Origin of the sequence: Roseateles saccharophilus (genome assembly GCF_004342485.1) — a bacterium.
Classification (GTDB): Bacteria; Pseudomonadota; Gammaproteobacteria; order Burkholderiales; family Burkholderiaceae_C; genus Pelomonas; species Pelomonas saccharophila.
Genome location: NZ_SMBU01000004.1, coordinates 161564 through 177746, shown reverse-complemented (window position 1 = coordinate 177746; position 16183 = coordinate 161564). Strand labels below are relative to the sequence as shown.

Here is a 16183-nt window from a genome sequence, read left to right as displayed (position 1 = left end):
GGCGACCGGACAGGTTTTGTCCAGAACAAATGATTTCGGGTTAACCCGGGACGGCCGGGACAATAGCCGAGCGAATCATTTCCGATGATTTTACTCGACTAATCGACCGCATCCCAGCACCGACCGGTAGCCCCAGGCTCAGGCGGGGCTTTTGCTGCGCCGCAGCAGCATCAGCGCGCCGCGCCGGCCCGGCGGGCGACGTCCAGCGGCACGATGTTGTCGTGCACGGCCGCGCCAAAGGCCTGCTCGCGCAACTGGGCCAGCTGGTCGCGCAGGCGGGCCGCCTGTTCGAACTCCAGGTTGCGGGCATGTTCCAGCATCTGCTTTTCGAGCTGGGCCATACGTTTGGCCAGATCCTTCTCCGACAAGTCCTCGACCCGGGCCGCGGCCAGCAATTTCGCGTCGTCGCGGCCGGACTCCTCGGAGTAGACGCCGTCGATGAGATCCTTGATGCGCTTTTGCACGCTGCGCGGCGTGATGCCATGGGCCTCGTTGAAGGCGATCTGCTTTGCACGGCGACGCTCGGTCTCGCCGATGGCCTTGCGCATGGACTCGGTGATGCGGTCCGCGTAGAGGATGGCCTTGCCGTTCAGGTTGCGCGCGGCTCGGCCAATGGTCTGGATCAGGCTGCGCTCGGCGCGCAGGAAGCCTTCCTTGTCGGCGTCCAGGATGGCGACCAGCGACACCTCGGGGATGTCCAGGCCTTCACGCAACAGATTGATGCCCACCAGCACGTCGAAGGCGCCCAGGCGCAGGTCGCGCAGGATCTCGACGCGCTCCACCGTGTCGACGTCGGAGTGCAGATAGCGCACCTTGACGCCGTTGTCACTGAGGTAGTCGGTCAGTTGCTCGGCCATGCGCTTGGTCAGCGTCGTGATCAGCACGCGCTCGTTGGCCTCGACGCGCAGGCGGATCTCCTGCAGCACGTCGTCCACCTGGTGCGTGGCCGGCCGCACCTCCACGAGTGGGTCCACGAGGCCGGTCGGCCGCACGACCTGCTCGACCACCTGGCCGGCGTTGTCCTGCTCGTACTGCGCCGGCGTGGCCGACACGAAGATGGCCTGGCGCATCTTGCGCTCGAACTCGGCGAACTTCAGCGGCCGGTTGTCCAGCGCCGACGGCAGGCGGAAGCCGTACTCGACCAGTGTCGTCTTGCGCGCCCGGTCGCCGTTGTACATGCCACCGAACTGGCCGATCAGCACATGGCTCTCGTCCAGGAACATGATGGCGTCCTTGGGCAGGTAGTCCACCAGCGTCGGCGGCGGGTCGCCGGGCTGTGCGCCGGACAGGTGGCGCGTGTAGTTCTCGATGCCCTTGCAGTGGCCCACCTCCTGCAGCATTTCGAGGTCGAAGCGGGTGCGCTGCTCGATGCGCTGGGCCTCGACGAGCTTGCCTTCCTTGACGAAGAAGCCGACGCGCTCGCGCAGCTCCTCCTTGATCGCATCGGTCGCGGCCAGCACGCGCTCGCGCGGCGTCACGTAATGGCTGCTTGGGTAGACCGTGAAGCGCGGGATCTTCTGGCGGACCTGGCCCGTGAGCGGGTCGAACAGCGCCAGGCCGTCGATCTCGTCGTCGAACAGCTCGATGCGGATCGCCAGCTCCGAATGCTCGGCCGGAAACACGTCGATGGTGTCGCCGCGCACGCGAAAATGCCCGCGCACGAACTCCATCTCGTTGCGCGTGTACTGCATGCGGATGAGCTGGGCGATGACGTCGCGCTGGCCCATCTTGTCGCCCACGCGCAGCGTCATCACCATCTGGTGGTAGTCCTCGGGCGAGCCGATGCCGTAGATGGCGGACACGGACGCGACGATGACCACGTCGCGCCGCTCCAGCAGACTCTTGGTGCAGGACAGGCGCAGCTGCTCGATGTGCTCGTTGATGGCGCTGTCCTTCTCGATGAAAAGGTCACGCTGCGGCACATAGGCCTCGGGCTGGTAGTAGTCGTAGTAGCTGACGAAGTACTCGACGGCATTGTTCGGAAAGAAGTCCCGGAACTCGCTGTAGAGCTGGGCCGCCAGCGTCTTGTTGGGCGCAAAGATGATGGCCGGCCTGCCCAGGCGGGCGATGACATTGGCCATCGTGAAGGTCTTGCCCGAACCGGTCACGCCCAGCAGGGTCTGGTAGCTGAGGCCGTCGTTGATGCCTTCGACAAGCTGGGCGATGGCCGTCGGCTGATCCCCCGCCGGCGGGAAAGGCTGGAACAGCTGGAACGGCGAGCCTTCGAAACTCACGAATTCGCCCTTGCGCTCCGCGGCGTCGCCCTCGGGGGCGGGAATGGCGTTCAAGGCTTCTTGCATGGGGAATTCCCTGGGTTCACGGGCAAAATTGCTGCTCTGCGCAACCCGTCAGCTTAAGCGCAGCGCCCCGCTGACCGCGCTCCCCTGCTGCCAACGCCCTTTCAGGAATCCGCCATGTCCCAGTCGCTTTTCGCCGATGTCGCCCTTGCCCCCCGTGATCCCATCCTCGGCCTGAACGAGCAGTTCAACGCCGACACCCGCCCGGGCAAGGTCAACCTCGGCGTCGGCGTCTACTACGACGAGGCCGGCAAGCTGCCACTGCTGAAGTGCGTGCGCGAAGCCGAAGCCCTGATGGCCGCGGCGCCCAAGCCGCGCGGCTACCTGCCCATCGACGGCATCGCCGCCTACGACAAGGCCGTGCAGAAGCTGGTCTTCGGCAGCGAACTGAAGAACATCGCCACCGTGCAGGCCCTGGGCGGCACTGGCGCGCTGAAGATCGGCGCCGACTTCCTGAAGCACATCAGCCCGAACGCCAAGGTGCTGATCTCCGACCCGAGCTGGGAAAACCACCGCGCGCTGTTCACCCAGGCCGGCTTCACGGTCGAGACCTACCCCTACTACGACGCCGCCAACAAGGGCGTGAACTTCGACGGCATGCTGGCCGCGCTGAACGCCGCCGCGGCCGGCACCGTCGTCGTGCTGCACGCCTGCTGCCACAACCCGACGGGCTACGACATCTCGGCCGCACAATGGGCTCAGGTGGTCGCCGTCGTCAAGACCAAGGGGCTGACGCCCTTCCTGGACATGGCCTACCAGGGCTTCGGCTTCGGCCTGAAGGAAGACGGCGAGGCCGTGCGCCAGTTCCTGGCTGCGGGCGTCGGCTTCTTCGTATCGACCAGCTTCTCCAAGAGCTTCTCGCTGTATGGCGAACGCGTCGGCGCGCTGAGCGTCGTCTGCACCAGCGACGAAGAGGCCGTGCGCGTGCTGTCGCAGCTGAAGATCATGATCCGCACCAACTACTCCAACCCGCCGACCCACGGCGCCCAGGTCGTCGCCCAGGTGCTGGCCGACGACAAGCTGCGCGCGCTGTGGGAAGAGGAACTGGCCGGCATGCGCACCCGCATCAAGGCCATGCGTTCCGCCCTCGTCGCCGCGCTGAAGGCCGCCGGCGTCACGCAGGATCTGGGCTTCGTCACCGAGCAGCTGGGCATGTTCAGCTACTCGGGCCTGTCTGCGGCCCAGATGCAGCGGCTGCGCAACGAGTTCGGCGTCTACGGCGTGGACTCCGGGCGCATCTGTGTGGCGGCGCTGAACGAGGGCAATCTGCCCACCGTGGCTGCCGCCATGGCCGCCGTCATCCGGGGCTGAAACGCCGCTTTGAAATGCGCAGGATTGGCGGTTTGACCGCCAATCCGATGTTGCAGCGCACAACCACGAAAGCGTTTTCTGGCACCATCGAGGCATTCCGGCCCCTAGTTCAAGGCTTGCCATGCTGTATCAGTTCTTCGAAACCCAGCGCGCGCTGCTGAGCCCCTTCTCCGAGTTCGCCGCCGCGTCGGCCAAGCTCTACAGCCATCCGCTGTCGCCCTTCGCCCACACGCCGGTGTCACAGCGCCTGTCGGCCGGCCTGGACCTGATGCACCGCCTGGCCAAGGACTACGAGAAGCCCGAGTTCGAGATCAAGTCGGTCGAGGTCGATGGCGTCGACGTCGCGGTGCAGGAGCTGGTGGCGCTGGAGAAGCCCTTCTGCCGGCTGTTGCGCTTCAAGCGCTACACCGATGACCCGGCCGTGCTGGCCAAGATGAAGGACCAGCCCACGGTGCTGGTCGTCGCGCCGCTGTCCGGCCATCACAGCACGCTGCTGCGCGAGACCGTCAAGCAGCTGCTGAAGGACCACAAGGTCTATATCACCGACTGGACCGACGCCCGCATGGTGCCGCTGGAAGTCGGCCCCTTCCACCTGGACGACTACATCCACTACGTGCAGGAGTTCATCCGCCACGTCGGCGGCGCCGATTGCCATGTGATGTCGGTCTGCCAGCCCACCGTGCCCGTGCTGGCCGCCATCTCGCTGATGGCCAGCGCCGGCGAGGCCACGCCGCGCAGCATGACGATGATGGGCGGCCCCATCGACGCCCGCAAGAGCCCGACGGCCGTCAACAACCTGGCCATGAACCGCAGTCACAGCTGGTTCGAGAACAACGTCATCTACCGCGTGCCGACCAACTTCCCCGGCGCCGGCCGCGAGGTCTACCCGGGCTTCCTGCAGCACACCGGCTTCGTCGCGATGAACCCGGACCGCCACCTGTCCTCGCATTACGACTACTTCCTGGACCTGGTGCGCGGCGACGACGACAGCGCCGAGGCCCACCGCAAGTTCTACGACGAGTACAACGCCGTGCTCGACATGCCGGCCGAGTACTACCTCGACACCATCAAGACCGTCTTCCAGGACTTCGCGCTGGTCAACGGCACTTGGGCAGTCGATGGCGCCTTCGTGCGCCCGCAGGACATCACGACGACCGCGCTGCTGACCGTCGAAGGCGAGCTGGACGACATCTCGGGCGCCGGCCAGACCCGCGCCGCCCACGACCTCTGCTCCGGCGTGCCCAAGGTCCACCAATACCACTACGACGCGACCGGCGCCGGCCATTACGGCATCTTCTCGGGCCGTCGCTGGCGCGAGAAGGTCTATCCCGAGGTGCGCGACTTCATCGCCAAGTACGAGGCCGCGCCACTGAAAAAGACACCCAAGGCCGCGCCGCTCAAGGCCACTGCCAAGCCCGCGCCCAGGCGCAGCCGCAGCAAGGCGTGAACCTCGCCGAGCTCATCGACGCCGCACTGCCGCAGACCCAATGCACCCGCTGCGGCTATCCGGACTGCCGCCGCTACGCCGACGCCGTCGCCGCAGGTGAGGCCGAGATCAACCAATGTCCACCCGGTGGCGCCGAGGGCGTGGCACGCCTGGCCGCCCTCACCGGCCGCCCGGCCCCGGCGCTGAACCCTGCCAACGGCATCGAAGCCACGCGCGGCGTGGCCGTCATCGACGAGGCCTGGTGCATCGGCTGCACGCTGTGCATCAAGGCCTGCCCGGCAGACTGCATCGTCGGAGCGCCCAAGGCCATGCACGTCGTCGTCGCGGCGCAGTGCACCGGCTGCGAGCTGTGCGTGCCGGCCTGCCCGGTGGACTGCATCTCGATGCCCGAAGTGACGAGCACCACCGGCTGGGCCGCCTGGAGCCAGCCCCAGGCCGACGAGGCCCGCGAGCGCTACGCCTTCCGCCAGTTCCGCCGCCACCGCGAGGCCGAGGAGAACGAGGCCCGGCTGATGGCCAAGGCCGAGGCCAAGCTGGCCGACCTGCCCGCGGCGTCCGCCATCACCGACCCTGCCCAGCTCTCAGCCAAGCGCGCCGTCATCGAGGCCGCCCTCGCCCGTGCCCGCGCCAAACGGACCTGACAATGCCGGCATGAACGCCGTGCAGATCGAACGCTTCTTCGCCACCCTGAAGGCTGCCAACCCGGCGCCGCAGACCGAGCTGGAGTTCTCCAGCGTCTTCGAGCTGCTGACGGCCGTACTGCTGTCGGCCCAGGCCACCGACATTGGCGTGAACAAGGCCACCCGGCGGCTGTTCGCCGTCGCCAACACGCCGGCCCGGATTCTCGCGCTCGGCGTCGAGGGGCTGGAGAGCTACATCAAGACCATCGGCCTTTACCGCAGCAAGGCCAAGCACCTGCTGCAGACCTGCCGGATCCTGATCGACCAGCACGACGGCGAGGTGCCGCGCTCGCGCGAGGCGCTCGAGGCCCTGCCTGGCGTCGGCCGCAAGACGGCCAATGTCGTCCTCAACGTCGCCTTCGGCGAGCCGACGATGGCCGTGGACACGCATATCTTTCGCGTCAGCAACCGCACCGGCCTCGCGCCGGGCAAGACGCCGCTGGCCGTCGAGCTCGGCCTGCTCAAGCGCGTGCCCGAGGCCTATCTCGTCGATGCCCATCATTGGCTGATCCTGCACGGTCGCTATGTCTGCCAGGCGCGCAAGCCGCTTTGCAACGCCTGTGCCGTCGCCAGCGAATGCGATACCGGCCGCCAACTAAAATCGGCTGCCGCCTGATACGAGCCCATCCATGGCCAGCCTGACCGACCTGACCGACCGCGTGGAGCGCCTGCTCCTGCGTCACGACGAAATCCTGCGCACCAACCTGCTGCTGCAGGTGCAGCTCACTGCCATCACGCAGGAGCGCGACAGCCTGCGCTCGCGCCTGAACGCAGCGCGCGCCCGCGTCGAGGCGCTTCTGGAGCGCCTGCCGGCCGAGACGCCCAAGGAAGAAGAACAGCCATGAAGCAGATGGAAGTGACCATCATGGGCCAGAGCTACCTGCTCGGCTGCCCGGAGGGCGGCGAGGCCGCATTGACCGCGGCAGTGGGCCAGGTGGACCGGGAGATGAGCGCCATCCGGGACGCCGGCAAGGTCAAGGCGCGCGAGCGCATCGCCGTGCTGGCGGCTTTGAACCTGGCCTACCAACTCGCCGAAACACCGCGCGAGGTGGCGGTGGCGCCGGCCGCAGCGGGCCCTGACATGGATGCCCTCATCAAGCGTCTGGACGAAGCGCTCGGACACGACGGGCAACTGCTCTGAAGCCGGACGGAGGACAAACCGCTGCGGCTGCTTCGACGCCGGCGGAAGGCCCTCCGCCATGCGGGGGCGGAGGGCATGAAGACGTAGAATCCGCCTGTCCATCGCTTTCCTCTGGGGCTTTAATTTCCTTCATCCGATGCTCTATGAGCAAGGGCTTGGAAAATTCCGGACGGGCGTGATCGTCTCGCGTCAGATGAACCCGAAGTCCGGCTGACCTTGCCCACCTGATTACCCCTGGGTGTTCAGGATCTCGGCCCCCAGGATTGCGGTGGACACCTTTTCCCCCGATAGCATCAGCGCATGAACTACTGGCTGATGAAGTCTGAGCCTGACGAGGCTTCAATCCTCGATCTGCAGCGCTCCGGCACCCTGCCCTGGACGGGCGTGCGCAACTACCAGGCGCGCAACTTCATGCGCGACGACATGCGGCTCGGCGACGGCGTGCTGTTCTACCACTCGTCCTGCCCCGAGCCCGGCATCGCAGGCCTTGCCGAGGTCTGCAGCGCAGCCTATCCGGATGCGACGCAGTTCGACCCCGCCAACCACTACTTCGACCCCAAGTCCAAACGCGAAGCGCCGCGCTGGGTGCATGTCGATGTGCGCTGGCGCGAAACGACGCGGTTGCTGAGCCTGAAGGAAATGCGCGAGGCGCCCGAACTGGCATCGATGCGGGTGCTGGAGAAGGGCAGCCGACTGTCCATCACGCCGGTCACACCGGCCGAATGGCAGGCTGTGCTGAAGCGGCTGCACGCCGCCTGAAAAACCTCAGCCGAAGGCGATCGACGCCAGCACGACCTGGTTGCCGCCGCGGCGCTGGGCCTCGTGTACGGCGCTTTCGCTGGCCGTCATCAGTTCGTCCTGGCGCGAGGCCGTGTGCGGGAAGCTGGACACGCCCATCGAGATCGACAGCCCCAGGTCCTGGCCATTCAGCACGACGATCTGGGCTGCGCACTGACGGCGCAACTGCTCCATGCGCGCATGCGCCGTCGCCAAGCCCACGCCCGACAGCAACACGGCGAAGCGTTGCGCGCCGATACGGCAGGCCGAGTCCATGGCCCGCGTGTTGGCACGCAGCATGCGGCCCACGCCTTCGAGCAAGCGCTGCTGGGCCTCCTCGCCGAGACTGTTGACGGCCTGGCTGGTGTCGAGTGCGATGACGACGAGGGCGAACTCGCGGTGCTCGCGCGTGGACAGGTCGATCTCACGCAGCAGCTGGTCGTCGAACTGCGCGCGCATATAGAGGCCGGAGACATCGTCGCGGCCCGAGCCCTGCTGCAGCTCGCGGCGGATCTGCTCGATGGAACTCTGCTGCTGCTCGATCTGGGCCAGCGCCCGCTGCAAATGGGCCTCGCGGTGGCGCTCCTCGGTGCGCTCATGCCAGACCGACAGCAGGAAATCCTGGCCCATGGCCAGGCGCGTCACGCTGAACTCGCGACGGCGGCCGTTGATCTCGAGCTTGTGCTCGGAAACGACCGGATGGCGCTGGGCCATGACGGTCTGCTCGACGCGACGCAAGGCAGTCGTCTCATCGGGCCTGAGCAACTCGGCATCGGTGTGGCCGAGCACGGCATCGTGCTCGAACATCTGCGCCAGACCGGCGCTGGCGAACACATACCGGCCGTTGGCCACCGTCTTGATCGCGGCCTGGCTGCCCAGCGGCTCGATCAGCGCCACCAGGCCCTCGAGCGCCTCCCCTCCGAGTTCGGCATGATCTGCCAGCCATTGGGCCAGGCTGCCGGGCTGCGGCTGCATCGCGGTCGGGGCAGCTGTCATGTGCATGAAATCGTTTTGATCGGAACGCGCGGGACTGGCGCGGAGCCAGAACACTTTCGAGGGTATCGGGGGACTGTAGTGGGGCGTCAGCGGGCCCAGCAAGGTCGCCTCACCCCACGAATCGGGCCTCCCCCCCTAGAAGGCCCGCCAGTCAGGACGGCTGCATCCTACCGAGTTTCAACCGCGTCACCCGCGACAATGCCGCCCGATTCAAGGGAGGGATATGCAGGCTTTCGATGCGGTGGTGGTGGGTGCGGGTGCGGCCGGCCTGTTTTGCGCCGGGCAGGCCGGGCAGCGCGGCCTGCGGATACTGCTGATCGACCACGCGGCGCGCCTGGGCGAAAAGATCCGCATTTCGGGCGGAGGGCGTTGCAATTTCACCAATCGCGAGGCCGGCCCGGCGAATTTCCTGTCCGAGAACCCCGCCTTCTGCCGCTCGGCCCTGGCCCGCTACACGCCGGCGGACTTCATCAAGCTCGTGCAGGGGCACGGCATCGCCTTCCACGAGAAGCACAAGGGCCAGTTGTTCTGCGACGGCTCCAGCGAGCAGATCATCCAGATGCTGCTGAATGAGTGCGAGGCGGGCGGCGTCACGCGCTGGCAGCCCTGTACGGTGGCGGACGTGCACCCGCTGCCCGAAGGCGGCTTCGATCTGGACACGAGCCATGGCCCGGTCCGCACACCGCGCCTGGTCGTCGCGACCGGTGGCCTGCCGGTGCCCAAGATCGGCGCCAGCGACTGGGGCCTGCGCCTGGCCAAGCGCCTCGACCACGCCATCGTTGAGCCCCGCCCGGCACTGGTGCCTCTGACCTTCGACGCCGACGCCTGGGCACCGTTTGCAGCGCTGGCCGGGCTGTCGCTGCCCGTCGAGGTGTCGGTCGGCAGCGGCAAGGCGCGCGGGCGTTTCCTGGAAGACCTGCTGTTCACCCACCGCGGCCTCAGCGGCCCGGCCATCCTGCAGATCTCCAGCTACCGCACCGCCAGCGATCAGCCCTTGCAGATCAATCTCGCGCCCGAGCTGCAGCTGGACAAGGAGCTCATCGAAGCCAAGGCCGCATCGCGCCGCCAGCTTGGCAACGAATTCGGTGCCCGACTGCCGCAGCGTCTGGCCGCAGCCTGGCTGGAGCGGGCGAAGCTCGATGCCAGTCGCCCGCTGCCCGAATGCCGTGACGCCGACCTGCAGCGCCTGGGCCGCAGCGTGCACGACTGGCAGCTGATGCCCAGCGGCGACGAAGGCTGGCGCAAGGCCGAGGTCATGCGCGGCGGCGTTTCCACGCGCGACTTGAGCTCGCAGACGCTGGAGAGCCGGCGCGTGCCGGGCCTGTATTTCATCGGCGAAGTCGTCGACGTGACGGGCTGGCTGGGGGGCTACAACTTCCAGTGGGCCTGGGCCAGTGCGGCCGCCTGCGCGCAAGCTATGGCACAAGCGTCGACGACGGCCTCGGCCTCTACCTGAGCAAATCTTGGCAAGTCCTTGATTTCCCGGCTACAATCCTCGGCTTTGCTAGCAAACCCGCGCGTCGATTCGCTGTTCTTCTCGTGAGAAGCAGTAATCCGGAACCTGCTGCTGATCCCAGCCGCGAACACCGAGCGCAATTTGAAGGAAATACATGACCACCATCCGCGTCAAGGAAAACGAGCCGTTCGACGTCGCTCTGCGTCGCTTCAAGCGCACCATCGAAAAGCTGGGCCTGCTGACCGAACTCCGCGCCCGCGAGTTCTACGAGAAGCCCACCGCCGAAAGGAAGCGCAAGAAGGCCGCCGCCGTCAAGCGCCACTACAAGCGCGTGCGCAGCATGCAGCTGCCCAAGAAGCTGTACTGATCGGCTCTGACGCGATCCGGAGCCTCGCGCTCCGGCTGAACTCGAAACCCGCCACAGGACGCTGTCGCGGGTTTTTGTCTTTTTGAACCGGATCTCCCCATGAGCCTGAAAGACCGCATCACCGAAGACATGAAGGCCGCCATGCGCGCCAAGGAAAGCGACCGTCTGCTGACCATCCGCATGCTGCTGGCTGCCGTCAAGCAGAAGGAAGTGGACGAGCGCATCGTCGTGGACGATGCCGCCCTGGTGGCCATCGTCGACAAGCTGATCAAGCAGCGCAAGGACTCGATCAGCCAGTTCGCCAGCGCCGGCCGCGACGACCTCGTCGCCAAGGAAACCGCCGAGCTGAACGTGCTGCAGGCCTATCTGCCCGAGCGCCTGAGCGCCGAGGCCGTGGCCGAGAAGGTGGCGGCCATCGTCGCGGAACTGGGCGCGAGCGGTCCTGGCGACATGGGCAAGGTCATGGCCGCCGCCAAGGCCGCGCTCGGCGGCGTGGCCGAGATGGGCACGGTTTCTAGCGCGGTCAAGGCCGCGCTGGCCAAGTGAGGGGCCTGCCATGAGCCTGCCCCTGCAAGCCATCGCACCCGACATCTGCGCCGCCCCACAGCTGACGCCCGAGGCCATGGCCGAGGCCGCGGCGATGGGCTTCAAGAGCGTCGTCAACAACCGCCCCGACTTCGAGCACGGCCCCGACCAGCCGACCTCGGCCGCCATCCAGGCCGCCGCCCAGGCCGCCGGCCTGCAGTATCGCCACCTGCCGGTGGCCGGCGGCTACCAGTCGCCCGAGGAGATCGCCGCCTTTGCGAAGCTGCTCGAGGAGTTGCCGCGCCCGCTGCTGGTCTTCTGCCGCTCGGGCGCGCGCTCGACGCGTCTCTTCCTGCAGGCCCAGCAACTCGGCTGAGCCGCATTCCGCGGGCTTTCCCGAGGCGCCGTTCCGCTCAGGCGGGGCGGCGCCTCGTTACATTGGCGGGTTTCGATTCCACCCACCCCCATGGACGCCCTGCTCGCCTTCGCGCGACGCATCGACAGCCTCAACGACCGCTTCGGCAAGTTCGCCGCCTGGGCCGTGCTGCTGTCCTGCTTCATCAGCGCCGCCAACGCCGTCGTCCGCTACGGCCTGGACTACAGCTCCAACGCCTTCCTCGAGATCCAGTGGTATCTGTTCGCCGCCTGCGTGATGCTGGGCGCCGCCCAGGTGCTGCGGCTCAATGAGCATGTGCGGGTCGACCTGATCTATGGCCGGCTAGGCGGCCGCGGCAAGGTCTGGGTGGACCTGGCCGGCCTCCTCGTCTTCCTGCTGCCCGTCATCGGCTATGCGGCCTGGCTGAGCTGGGGCTTCTTCCTCGTCAAGCTGACCACCGGCATGGCGCCGGCCGACTCGGTCGCCAGCCTCGGCCTCGTCGGCTATGCCGCCAAGCTGCTCGGCAGCGGCGAGATGTCCAGCAATGCCGGCGGCCTGATCCGCTGGCCGGCCGCGCTGACGCTGCCGCTGGGCTTCGCCCTGGTCTGGCTGCAGGGCCTGGCCGAGGTCATCAAGCGCATCGCCTGGCTGCAGCACCGCTTCGACATGGACACGCATTACGAGAGGCCGCTGCAATGATCTCGATGGAGGCATTCCCGCCGCTGATGTTCGCGGGGCTGATCGTCGTGCTGCTGATCGGCTTCCCCGTCGCTTTCTCGCTGGCGGCGCTGGGTCTGGCCTGCGGCTTCTACGCCGTCAGCCAGGGCTGGTTCCCGCCCGAGTTCATGAGCGCGCTGCCGCAGAACGTCTTCGGCATCCTGTCCAACGACCTGCTGCTGGCCATCCCCTTCTTCACGCTGATGGGCTCGCTGCTGGAGAAATGCGGCCTCGCGGAGGACATGCTGGACTCGATGGGCCAGCTCTTCGGCCCCGTGCGCGGCGGCCTGGGCTACTCGGTCATCATCGTCGGCTTCATCCTCGGCGCCATCACCGGCACCGTGGCCGGCCAGGTCATCGCGATGGCGATGATCTCGCTGCCGGTCATGATGCGCTACGGCTACAGCATGCGCTACGCGACCGGCGTGCTGGCCGCCTCCGGCACGATCACGCAACTGGTGCCGCCGTCCCTCGTGCTGGTCGTGCTGGCGGACCAGCTCGGCCGCTCTGTCGGCGACATGTACAAGGGCGCCTGGGGGCCGTCGATCCTGCAGGTGCTGATCTTCGCCCTCTACACCTTCGTGCTCGCCCGCCTCAGGCCCGAGCAGGTGCCCGGCGTGCCCAAGGAGGCGCGCACGCTGCAGGGCTGGGCGCTGTGGAAGAAATGCCTGCGCGGCATCATCCCGTCGGCCCTGCTGATCTTCGCGGTGCTGGGCTCGATGGGCGGCCTGCCGGGCATAGACACGGCCATCTGCACGCCCACCGAGGCCGGTGCGATGGGTGCGGTCGGCGCCTTCATCCTGGCCGGCCTGCATCGCCGCCTGAGCTGGCCGCTGGTCTGGGAAACCATGCTCGGCACCATGCGCATCACGGCCATGGTGGTCTTCATCCTGATCGGCTCGCGCACCTTCTCGCTGGTCTTCCAGGGCGTCGAAGGCGGCCGCTGGATCGAGCACATGCTCAGCAACCTGCCGGGCGGCCAGATCGGTTTCCTGATCGCCGTCAACGTCTTCATCTTCTTCCTGGCCTTCTTCCTCGACTTCTTCGAGATCGCCTTCATCATCCTGCCGCTGCTCGGCCCGGTAGCCGAGAAGATGGGCATCGACCTCGTCTGGTTCGGCGTGATGCTGTGCGTGAACATGCAGACCAGCTTCATGCACCCGCCCTTCGGCTTCGCGCTGTTCTACCTGCGAGGCATTGCCGACACGCTGTTCAAGAACGGCTCGCTGCCCAAGAAGGTCGAGTCCGGCGACATCTACATGGGCGCCCTGCCCTGGGTGGCCATGCAGCTCATCCTGGTGGCCATCGTCATCTTCTTCCCGCAAACGGTGACGGTCTTCCTCGACAAGGAGAAGCCCGTCGACCTGAACCAGGCCTCAGAGCTGCTGCAGCAGATGGGCGGCGACAAGGACAAGCCGCAGCAGAAGGAGCTCAGTGCGGACGACGCGGCCAGGCTGTTCGCGCCCGAACTGCCAGCGTCGGCCGCTTCGCAGCCCTGAAAAGGCAAGGCCCCGTATCGCGGGGCCTTGGTTCATCGGGGGGGCGACGCTTACAGCTTCTGCGCCTGCATGAAGTCGTCGAAGCCGGCCTCGGCGAAGCGGAACCAGAGGTTCTGGTCGCGGCGGAAGATGACCAGGTCTTCGTAGACCTTCTTCCAGTTCGGGTTCTTGGCCGAGATCTCGGCATAGACCGCGTGCGACTCCTTGAAGGCCGCGTCCATCACGTCCTTGGGGAAGCGGAACAGCTTGGTGCCCGAGCCGACGAGCTGCTTCAGTGCGATCGGGTTCTTGGCGTCGTACTTGGCCTGCATGTCCACATGCGACACGGCGCAGGCGGCCTCGAGGATGGCCTTGTTCTCGCTGGACAGCGCGTCATAGGCCTTGGTGTTGACGTAGAAATCCACCTGGGCGCCGCCCTCCCACCAGCTCGGGTAGTAGTAGTTGGGCGCGACCTTGTTGAAGCCCAGCTTCTGGTCGTCATAGGGGCCGACCCATTCGGCCGCATCGATGGTGCCCTTCTCCAGCGCCGAGTAGATCTCGCCACCGGCGATCTGCTGCGGCACGGCGCCCATGCGCTCGATGACGCGGCCGGCGAAGCCACCGATGCGGATCTTCAGGCCCTTGATGTCGGCCGTGCTCTTGATCTCCTTGCGATACCAGCCGCCCATCTGCGCACCGGTGTTGCCGCCGAGGAAATTGATGATGTTGTAGTTGCGGTAGAACTCGCGCATCAGCTTCAGGCCGTTGCCCTCCACCATCCAGGCGCTCATCTGGCGGCTGTTCAGGCCGAAGGGAATGGCACAGCCCAGCGCGAAGGTCTCGTCCTTGCCGAAGAAGTAATAGGGCGCCGTATGCACGCACTCGACGGTGCCGCCCTGCACCGCATCCACGACCTGCAGGGCCGGCACGATCTCGCCACCGGCATGCACCGAGATCTGGAACTTGCCGCCGCTCATGTCGCTGACCTTCCTGGCCATCAGCTCGGCCGCGCCGAACAACGTGTCCAGCGACTTCGGGAAGCTCGATGCCAGGCGCCAGCGCACCTGGGCCTGGGCGTTGACGACGGCCGGCGCGGCGCCGGTGGCCAGCACTCCGGCAAGGCCAGCGTGTCGAACAAAGGAACGGCGCTCCATGACCATGAATGTCTCCTTGTTGGGATCCTGAGGGAAAGGCCGGGCGATTCTGTCAGCTGCCGGCGAGCTTCATGCCTGTGACAAGCACGGAGCCGACCGTCTTGGTGCCCATCGTGTACTCGTCGGCGCCGATGCCGACGACGTTGTGCAGCATGTCCTTCAGGTTGCCGGCGATGGTCACCTCATGGACCGGGTAGGCGATCTCGCCGTTCTCGACCCAGTAGCCGCTGGCGCCGCGCGAGTAGTCGCCGGTCACGTAGTTCACGCCCTGGCCCATCAACTCGGTGACGAGCAGGCCGCGGCCGAGGCGCCGCACCATGGTCGCGAGATCGTCGCCCGGCGCCGTCGCGCGGCTCGTCATGCGCAGGTTGTGCGAGCCGCCGGCATGGCCGGTCGTCTTCATGCCGAGCTTGCGCGCCGAGTAGCTGGACAGGAAATAGCCCTGCAGCACGCCGCCCTGCACGACCGGGCGAGCGCGCGTGACGACGCCCTCGTCGTCGAAGGGCGAGCTACCCTTGCCCTTCTTCACATGTGGGTCCTCGGCGATGTCGATGTGCGAGGCCGTCACCGGCTTGCCCAGGCTGTCGAGCAGGAAGCTGGTGCGGCGATAGAGCGCGCCACCGCTGGTGGCCTGCACCAGCGCGCCGAGCAGGCCGATGGCCACGGTGCTCTCGAACAACACCGGCACCTCGGCGGTGGCGACCTTGCGCGCCTTCAGGCGCGACAGCGCGCGCTCGGACGCATACCGGCCCACGGCCTCGGCCGAGGCCAGGTCGGCCGCGTCGCGCATGGAGCTGTACCAGGCGTCGCGCTGCATGCCGGCGCCGCGGCCGGCGATGGGCGCGACCGACAGCGAATGCCGCGAGCTCGCATAGCCGCCGCGGAAACCGCGCGTATTGCCCATCCAGAAATGCGATTGCTGGGCCGACACGGCCGCGCCCTCGCTGTTGGTGATGCGCTTGTCCACGGCGAGGGCCGCGGCCTCGCAGCGCAGCGCGATCTCGGCGGCCTGGGCCGCATCGATGGCCCAGGGGTGGAAGAGATCCAGCTCGGGCCGCAGCGCGGCATCCAGGGCGAGGTCGGCGGCATCCGGCAGGCCGGCGAACTCGTCCTCGGCCGTGAACCGGGCGATGTCGAAGGCAGCGCGCACCGTGTCGCGGATGGCCTGGGCCGAGAAGTCGGACGTGCTGGCGTTGCCACGGCGCTGGCCCAGGTAGACCGAGATGCCGAGGGACTTGTCGCGGTTGCGCTCGACGTTCTCCAGCTTGCCCAGCCGCGCCGACACCGACAGGCCGCAGCCCTCGGACACCTCGGCCCCGGCATCGCTGGCGCCGAGTTTCTTCGCCTCGGCGAGGGCATCCTCGATCCACTGCTGGAACTGCTCGGGGCTGTAGGCGAAACCGTCTTGGGCTTGGGACATGAAGGACACTGAATTCGGGTGGGCGACAATGATAGGCCCGC

17 protein-coding genes are annotated in these 16183 nt (G+C 67.1%); 13 read left to right on the top strand and 4 right to left on the bottom strand.

Annotated features, from left to right (window positions below; genetic code table 11):
- Nucleotides 1-170: 170 nt before the first annotated feature.
- A complete protein-coding gene (uvrB, locus tag EV671_RS05425; RefSeq protein ID WP_132570274.1) occupies nucleotides 171-2300 on the bottom strand; it encodes an excinuclease ABC subunit UvrB in 2130 nt (709 codons plus the stop codon).
- A gap of 114 nt (nucleotides 2301-2414) precedes the next feature.
- Between uvrB and EV671_RS05420 the strand changes: the two genes are divergently transcribed.
- The 7 genes from EV671_RS05420 to EV671_RS05390 all read left to right on the top strand — a co-directional run bounded on the left by EV671_RS05420 (nucleotide 2415) and on the right by EV671_RS05390 (nucleotide 7635).
- Nucleotides 2415-3608 carry an amino acid aminotransferase gene (locus tag EV671_RS05420; RefSeq protein WP_132570273.1) on the top strand — a complete coding sequence of 398 codons (1194 nt, stop codon included), beginning with the start codon at nucleotides 2415-2417 and terminating at the stop codon, nucleotides 3606-3608.
- A 121-nt stretch (nucleotides 3609-3729) separates the two neighbouring features.
- Nucleotides 3730-5055, top strand: a complete 1326-nt coding sequence (locus EV671_RS05415; RefSeq protein ID WP_132570272.1) for a polyhydroxyalkanoate depolymerase — start codon at nucleotides 3730-3732, stop codon at nucleotides 5053-5055.
- A complete protein-coding gene (rsxB, locus tag EV671_RS05410; protein WP_132570271.1) occupies nucleotides 5052-5696 on the top strand; it encodes an electron transport complex subunit RsxB in 645 nt (214 codons plus the stop codon). Before EV671_RS05415 ends, rsxB begins: the two co-directional genes overlap by 4 nt.
- 10 nt (nucleotides 5697-5706) lie before the next feature.
- Complete coding sequence (gene nth / locus EV671_RS05405; protein ID WP_132570270.1) at nucleotides 5707-6351, top strand: endonuclease III; 645 nt, start codon at nucleotides 5707-5709, stop codon at nucleotides 6349-6351.
- Nucleotides 6352-6364: 13 nt separating this feature from the next.
- Nucleotides 6365-6580, top strand: a complete 216-nt coding sequence (locus tag EV671_RS05400) for a DUF904 domain-containing protein (protein WP_132570269.1) — start codon at nucleotides 6365-6367, stop codon at nucleotides 6578-6580.
- Nucleotides 6577-6876, top strand: a complete 300-nt coding sequence (locus EV671_RS05395) for a cell division protein ZapA (RefSeq protein WP_132570268.1) — start codon at nucleotides 6577-6579, stop codon at nucleotides 6874-6876. The genes EV671_RS05400 and EV671_RS05395 overlap by 4 nt, the downstream gene beginning before the upstream one ends.
- Before the next feature lie 300 nt (nucleotides 6877-7176).
- Complete coding sequence (locus EV671_RS05390; RefSeq protein WP_132570267.1) at nucleotides 7177-7635, top strand: EVE domain-containing protein; 459 nt, start codon at nucleotides 7177-7179, stop codon at nucleotides 7633-7635.
- Nucleotides 7636-7641: 6 nt separating this feature from the next.
- Here the strand turns inward: EV671_RS05390 and EV671_RS05385 are convergent, their stop codons facing one another.
- A complete protein-coding gene (locus tag EV671_RS05385; protein ID WP_243655590.1) occupies nucleotides 7642-8649 on the bottom strand; it encodes a GGDEF domain-containing protein in 1008 nt (335 codons plus the stop codon).
- A gap of 223 nt (nucleotides 8650-8872) precedes the next feature.
- Between EV671_RS05385 and EV671_RS05380 the strand changes: the two genes are divergently transcribed.
- The 6 genes from EV671_RS05380 to EV671_RS05355 all read left to right on the top strand — a co-directional run bounded on the left by EV671_RS05380 (nucleotide 8873) and on the right by EV671_RS05355 (nucleotide 13589).
- Nucleotides 8873-10105, top strand: a complete 1233-nt coding sequence (locus EV671_RS05380) for a BaiN/RdsA family NAD(P)/FAD-dependent oxidoreductase (RefSeq protein WP_132570266.1) — start codon at nucleotides 8873-8875, stop codon at nucleotides 10103-10105.
- Nucleotides 10106-10259: 154 nt separating this feature from the next.
- Nucleotides 10260-10472, top strand: a complete 213-nt coding sequence (gene rpsU, locus EV671_RS05375; protein ID WP_012346814.1) for a 30S ribosomal protein S21 — start codon at nucleotides 10260-10262, stop codon at nucleotides 10470-10472.
- A 99-nt stretch (nucleotides 10473-10571) separates the two neighbouring features.
- Nucleotides 10572-11018, top strand: a complete 447-nt coding sequence (locus tag EV671_RS05370; RefSeq protein ID WP_132570265.1) for a GatB/YqeY domain-containing protein — start codon at nucleotides 10572-10574, stop codon at nucleotides 11016-11018.
- Nucleotides 11019-11028: 10 nt separating this feature from the next.
- Nucleotides 11029-11373 (top strand): TIGR01244 family sulfur transferase, encoded by a 345-nt coding sequence (locus EV671_RS05365; protein WP_132570264.1) that lies wholly within the window; start codon nucleotides 11029-11031, stop codon nucleotides 11371-11373.
- 90 nt (nucleotides 11374-11463) lie between these two features.
- On the top strand, nucleotides 11464-12072 hold the full coding sequence (locus EV671_RS05360) for a TRAP transporter small permease subunit (RefSeq protein WP_132570263.1): 609 nt from the start codon (nucleotides 11464-11466) through the stop codon (nucleotides 12070-12072).
- Nucleotides 12072-13589 (top strand): TRAP transporter large permease, encoded by a 1518-nt coding sequence (locus tag EV671_RS05355; protein WP_132570341.1) that lies wholly within the window; start codon nucleotides 12072-12074, stop codon nucleotides 13587-13589. The genes EV671_RS05360 and EV671_RS05355 overlap by 1 nt, the downstream gene beginning before the upstream one ends.
- Before the next feature lie 50 nt (nucleotides 13590-13639).
- On the opposite strand, the gene EV671_RS05350 is transcribed toward EV671_RS05355, so the two are convergent.
- Complete coding sequence (locus EV671_RS05350) at nucleotides 13640-14722, bottom strand: TRAP transporter substrate-binding protein (RefSeq protein WP_132570340.1); 1083 nt, start codon at nucleotides 14720-14722, stop codon at nucleotides 13640-13642.
- Nucleotides 14723-14774: 52 nt separating this feature from the next.
- Nucleotides 14775-16142 (bottom strand): metalloprotease PmbA, encoded by a 1368-nt coding sequence (gene pmbA, locus EV671_RS05345; RefSeq protein ID WP_132570262.1) that lies wholly within the window; start codon nucleotides 16140-16142, stop codon nucleotides 14775-14777.
- Nucleotides 16143-16183 lie beyond the last annotated feature (41 nt).

Excerpts from the sequence above, each read along its gene's own strand:
- EV671_RS05390 (WP_132570267.1), top strand. The coding sequence starts at position 7,177 with ATGAACTACTGGCTGATGAAGTCTGAGCCTGACGAGGCTTCAATCCTC.
- EV671_RS05400 (WP_132570269.1), top strand. The coding sequence starts at position 6,365 with ATGGCCAGCCTGACCGACCTGACCGACCGCGTGGAGCGCCTGCTCCTG.
- pmbA (WP_132570262.1), bottom strand. The coding sequence starts at position 16,142 with ATGTCCCAAGCCCAAGACGGTTTCGCCTACAGCCCCGAGCAGTTCCAG.
- EV671_RS05365 (WP_132570264.1), top strand. The coding sequence starts at position 11,029 with ATGAGCCTGCCCCTGCAAGCCATCGCACCCGACATCTGCGCCGCCCCA.
- EV671_RS05395 (WP_132570268.1), top strand. The coding sequence starts at position 6,577 with ATGAAGCAGATGGAAGTGACCATCATGGGCCAGAGCTACCTGCTCGGC.
- EV671_RS05415 (WP_132570272.1), top strand. The coding sequence starts at position 3,730 with ATGCTGTATCAGTTCTTCGAAACCCAGCGCGCGCTGCTGAGCCCCTTC.
- EV671_RS05380 (WP_132570266.1), top strand. The coding sequence starts at position 8,873 with ATGCAGGCTTTCGATGCGGTGGTGGTGGGTGCGGGTGCGGCCGGCCTG.
- nth (WP_132570270.1), top strand. The coding sequence starts at position 5,707 with ATGAACGCCGTGCAGATCGAACGCTTCTTCGCCACCCTGAAGGCTGCC.
- uvrB (WP_132570274.1), bottom strand. The coding sequence starts at position 2,300 with ATGCAAGAAGCCTTGAACGCCATTCCCGCCCCCGAGGGCGACGCCGCG.
- EV671_RS05385 (WP_243655590.1), bottom strand. The coding sequence starts at position 8,649 with ATGACAGCTGCCCCGACCGCGATGCAGCCGCAGCCCGGCAGCCTGGCC.
- EV671_RS05370 (WP_132570265.1), top strand. The coding sequence starts at position 10,572 with ATGAGCCTGAAAGACCGCATCACCGAAGACATGAAGGCCGCCATGCGC.
- EV671_RS05360 (WP_132570263.1), top strand. The coding sequence starts at position 11,464 with ATGGACGCCCTGCTCGCCTTCGCGCGACGCATCGACAGCCTCAACGAC.
- EV671_RS05350 (WP_132570340.1), bottom strand. The coding sequence starts at position 14,722 with ATGGAGCGCCGTTCCTTTGTTCGACACGCTGGCCTTGCCGGAGTGCTG.
- rpsU (WP_012346814.1), top strand. The coding sequence starts at position 10,260 with ATGACCACCATCCGCGTCAAGGAAAACGAGCCGTTCGACGTCGCTCTG.
- EV671_RS05420 (WP_132570273.1), top strand. The coding sequence starts at position 2,415 with ATGTCCCAGTCGCTTTTCGCCGATGTCGCCCTTGCCCCCCGTGATCCC.